The 4335-nt window shown below is 38.1% G+C and carries 4 protein-coding genes; 2 read left to right on the plus strand and 2 right to left on the minus strand.

Translation table 11 applies throughout. The features are described 5' to 3' along the window. Nucleotides 1-156: 156 nt before the first annotated feature. Entirely contained in the window at nt 157-699 is a 543-nt protein-coding gene (locus NZ519_12555) for a hypothetical protein (GenBank protein MCS7029585.1), read from the minus strand. A gap of 16 nt (nt 700-715) precedes the next feature. After that, complete coding sequence (locus NZ519_12560) at nt 716-2377, minus strand: tetratricopeptide repeat protein (protein ID MCS7029586.1); 1662 nt, start codon at nt 2375-2377, stop codon at nt 716-718. A 123-nt stretch (nt 2378-2500) separates the two neighbouring features. Between NZ519_12560 and NZ519_12565 the strand changes: the two genes are divergently transcribed. Together NZ519_12565 and dacB are read left to right on the plus strand one after the other, a co-directional pair. After that, the gene (locus NZ519_12565; protein ID MCS7029587.1) at nt 2501-2674 is read left to right on the plus strand and encodes a hypothetical protein; all 174 of its coding nucleotides are present in this window, start codon (nt 2501-2503) and stop codon (nt 2672-2674) included. 29 nt (nt 2675-2703) lie between these two features. Further along, on the plus strand, nt 2704-4146 hold the full coding sequence (gene dacB / locus NZ519_12570; protein MCS7029588.1) for a D-alanyl-D-alanine carboxypeptidase/D-alanyl-D-alanine-endopeptidase: 1443 nt from the start codon (nt 2704-2706) through the stop codon (nt 4144-4146). The last annotated feature ends 189 nt before the right edge of the window (nt 4147-4335 follow it).

The following is a 4335-nucleotide window of genomic DNA, read 5'->3' on the forward strand; positions in this document are numbered from 1 at the left end:
GGTTGGGTGGGGGGGGGGTCGCCGGGGGGGGGCCGCCCCGCCCACCCCCTACGCCCCCCCCCCCCCCCCCCCACGCCGACCTTGCCCATACAAGCGCAAGCGAAGTATGGGCAAGGGCACGCCCAAAAAAATTAAAACTTAATCTTCACAAGTAAGTTATTGAATATAGCGTATTTTGAGTAGTGTCCAACTGCTGTCTTTGGCTTTTTCCACATCTTGCCACCTTACAATACGCCATAAACCTTCACGATTGCGATGAAGAGTAAGATGAATTTGTCCCTTAAAAGAACGAATAAAAGTGGAATCACTGTGTTGAATATCCAAATGATAATCCGCATTGTATTTGACTGTGTCCGAACCTACAAATTGATGCTCAGCATTTTTGAACTGCAAACTATGAGGAGATAATGGTAAAGACTTAGCATTTAAGTTATCAAAATAGGTTTTTTCGTCGTTTTTTGTCCATTTTTGAAAGATAAGCGAAGCAGAATTATCTCGGACTTGCGTAGGGATAAACTCAAAAGTATCGGCTATACAACGTAAATAATTTTGAGTGTTGAGCTGCTGGACACTATTTTTAAAGTTAAGGATTAAAATGTTGTAATCCGTAGGAGCTAACCATTGCGAACTAGCAACACTTTGAAGCGGAGGCTCGGGAGTGCGAGTAGTAAAGCATCCTGATAAAATTGTTATCCACAAAATTAAAGCTAGATATTTAAAATCCTGAAAGTTCATCTTTTTTTCTTAAGTCCAATCCCCCTGGCTTTTCAATAGACCGCAATTTAATCATTTTTTTGATGAACTGAAAATTTTTATTGACTTCAAAAATGGCATATTTAGACTCATAGTTCATTTTTTCTATTTTTATACCATACTTGTGAGAGTGCGGCAAAACCACAGTGAATTTGCCTTTGTCATTAGAGTAAAGTATCTGGGTTTTATGACTTTGCAGATCTTCCACAACGATTTTGCTTATCAAAGGTTTATCAGTTAATTCATCTTTGATAGTACCTGTAATGACAGTAACATTTTGTGTTTTGAAGCTTTCAGGAAGTTCTATTTGATAGAGATTCATTTTGTTGTTCGGGCTATCTCTATTGGAAGATAGATACGCCTTTGTACCTGATGCATTAAGGACAAAATATTGGTCATCTTTTTCGCTATTTATAGGATAACCTACATTTTCGGGCTTACTCCAAGTGCCATCAGGTAGTAAAGTAGTTTTGAATATATCATAGCCCCCCATAGTGGAATGTCCATTACTACTAAAATAGAGAGTTTTGCCATCAATATGCAGATAAGGGGACATTTCACTCATTTCGGAATTGATAAGGCTGCCCATATTTTTAGCAGGTGTCCATTTACCTGATGCATCTTTTACGCTATACCATAGGTCAGAAGGTTTAGCATATCCTTCGGAACGAACAAAAATCAATAGATTACCATCAGGCGAAATAGTAGGCTGGCTTTCCCAAAGGTCTGTATTGATTACATCAGGCAATCGTTTCGGCTTTGACCATACTCCATTTTGTATAGTACTTTCTACAATATCCCCCCCTGTACCTTCAAACCAAGTATAGTAGTACATTGTGCTGCCATCAAGAGTTAAAGCGCAAGGTCCCTCCTGGTTAGTTGTATTGATATTAGAATGAATGCTCATGGGCTTTGACCATGTAAGCCCGTTGTTAGTAGAATAGCTCACGTAAATGTTACCATCCCATTGCTCTGAATGGCTATTGTATGTAGATTTTTCTCTTTTTCGGTAACTGGTAAAAAATAAAGTACTTTCGTCCACCGAAATGCATGGGGCTATGTCATCGGTATCGTCATTAAGTATTGTAATAGGCGTGATTTTAGCTGCAATAGGGTGGCTTTTGAGTTGATTTCGGATAGATATACTTTTGAGCTCCTGCTGATTTTTTTGTTTAATGTATGAAATAGTTTGTTCGTTTTCTTGGTTTTCTTTAGGCGTAAGGTTGAACTTTTTGAGTTGAGAAATAAGCGCTTCATACAGTTCGCAATATTCTAATGATTTTTTATAGTCCCCCATCTGGTGGTAGCAAAAAGCCAACATGCGAATAGAATGTCCTGTATTTATGTCAGGAAAGTGGTCTAGGGAATATTCGTACATTTTTATGGCTTTTTCATAAAGTTTTTCCATGTAATAGGAGTAGCCCAAGCAGGAATAAGCCATTTTGTCTTCGTTAGGGTGGTTTTTGATAGCCTGCTCAAAAAGTGGGATGGCTTCTGAATACCGCTTTTGATAGTATTTCTGGTAAGCTTGGTGATAAACTTTATTGGAAGATGACGGCTGTGCAAAGAGAATTCCTATTATGCTTGAACAGTGTAAAATAATAAAAGTAGCCCACTTGCCCACAGCGCAAATATAACAAAATAAACTCAATTTTTGTTTAGATAGAAAACATGATTGCCCCAAAAATAAAAATTTTACAATCTCACATTTTGTTTGTAAATTAGCTCAATAGAATCATAATCACGTATGAAAGCAAAAAACTTTATCAATCAACAAAATTTAGAGGAACCAGAGGAAAACGATTATCAAGACGATGATGAAGAATTTGAGGAAGATGAGGAAGAAGTAGATCCCATTTACGATGACTACGAAGAGGAGTTTTATGAAGAGGAAGAGTGGGAAGATGGTGAGGATGAGTAAAAAAGAGTAATTAGATTTAAATTTGGCACATGCAAGTATGGAAATTCTGTGTATATTTTGTTTTTACAACAGCACTAGCGCAGCATACAGGAATCAAAAACTACTTAAATGAGCTTAAAAATGACCCTGATCTCAAACATGCAGGAATTAGTTTCTATGCTATATATGCCAAAGATAAAAAAACAATTGCATCGCTTAATCCTTATTTAAGCTTGTCCCCAGCATCGGCTATAAAAGTTATTACTACTTCAACGGCTTGGGGAATATTGGGAGGAGATTATCAGTTTGAAACTCGAATAGAGTATGACGGAGAGATTAAAAGCAACGTTTTAGAGGGGAACATTTACATTGTAGGTACAGGCGACCCTACTTTGGGTTCGGATAGAATTCCAGGTAATCTTACTGCTGAAAAATGGATAGAAAAAATAGTCAAAGCAGTACAGGGAGCAGGGATTCAAAAAATAAATGGCTCTATCATTGCTGATGAGACCTACTTTCAAGAAGATATTATCCCTCGAAATTGGATTTGGGAAGATATAGGGAATTATTACGGTTCGCCTGCTTTTGGAATAAACATTTTAGAGAACTCTTACACTTTGACCTTCAAAACTGAAAAACAAGGCACAAAAGCAGAGCTGTTGGATTGTAAGCCCAAAATACCGAACTTAGAGTTTGTCAATCAAATGAAAGTAGGTCCGCCTAATTCAGGAGATCAAGGGTTTATTTTTGGATCGCCTTACACGTATATAAGATACTTACAAGGTTCTTTACCTGAAAATGGCGGTACTTATCAAATAAAAGGTTCTATTCCTGACCCACCTTTATTTGCTGCTCAACTGCTGTATCAGGGACTTACAGCAGCGGGAATTAGTATTACTCAAAAACCCACTACTTCTCGGATTACTGCTATGAGTGTTAAACCTCGCGTGGTACTTTATAGACACTTATCGCCAAGTTTGAAGCAGATTATTTTACATACGCATCTAAAAAGTATAAATCTATATGCCGAAGCGTTACTCAAAACGATTGGCAAAAAGAAGTTTAATATAGGTAGTACAGAAGCAGGATGCAAGGCTATTACTCAATATTGGGAAAGCAAAGGTATAGACATGAAGGGGACTTTCATCAATGATGGTAGCGGCTTATCTCGCAGTAATGGAATTTGTGCTAAAACGTTTGTAGAAATTTTACAGGTTATTACAACTGAAGCTTGGTTCAAAGACTTTTATGAAACTTTATCCATCTCGGGTAAAAGGGGCTATGAGATGAATATGGGACCTGGAACGTTTTTAGAGGGCAATGCGCATCTTAAAGGGGGGTATATTTTGCGTGTATGCACTTATGTTGGCTTTATGAACGATATAAATGGAAATTTAATTTGTTTTGCCATGCTTTGTAACAATTATACTTGTACTATTACTCAAATGCGAAAAAAGTGGGTGGATGCTATGCTGCAATTAGCACAGCCATAAGTTTGATTAAATGAACCTAAATTTTGAGTAAATAAGTTTAGGATTTTAGTTTTTCTTTTTTTGGGCGTGCCCTTGCCCATACTTCGCTTGCGCTTTGTATGGGCAAGGTCGGCGTGCTTCGGGCTACGCTGACGCTTCGGTGCTACGCTTCGCTGTGCACCGTGCTAACGCACGCCCTTCGCATGCCTC

It is taken from the genome of Bacteroidia bacterium (genome assembly GCA_025056095.1).
Taxonomy (GTDB): Bacteria; Bacteroidota; Bacteroidia; order JANWVE01; family JANWVE01; genus JANWVE01.

Bases quoted from the DNA above. Each gene is read 5' to 3' on its own strand.
- NZ519_12565 (MCS7029587.1), top strand. From the start codon at position 2,501: ATGAAAGCAAAAAACTTTATCAATCAACAAAATTTAGAGGAACCAGAG.
- dacB (MCS7029588.1), top strand. From the start codon at position 2,704: ATGCAAGTATGGAAATTCTGTGTATATTTTGTTTTTACAACAGCACTA.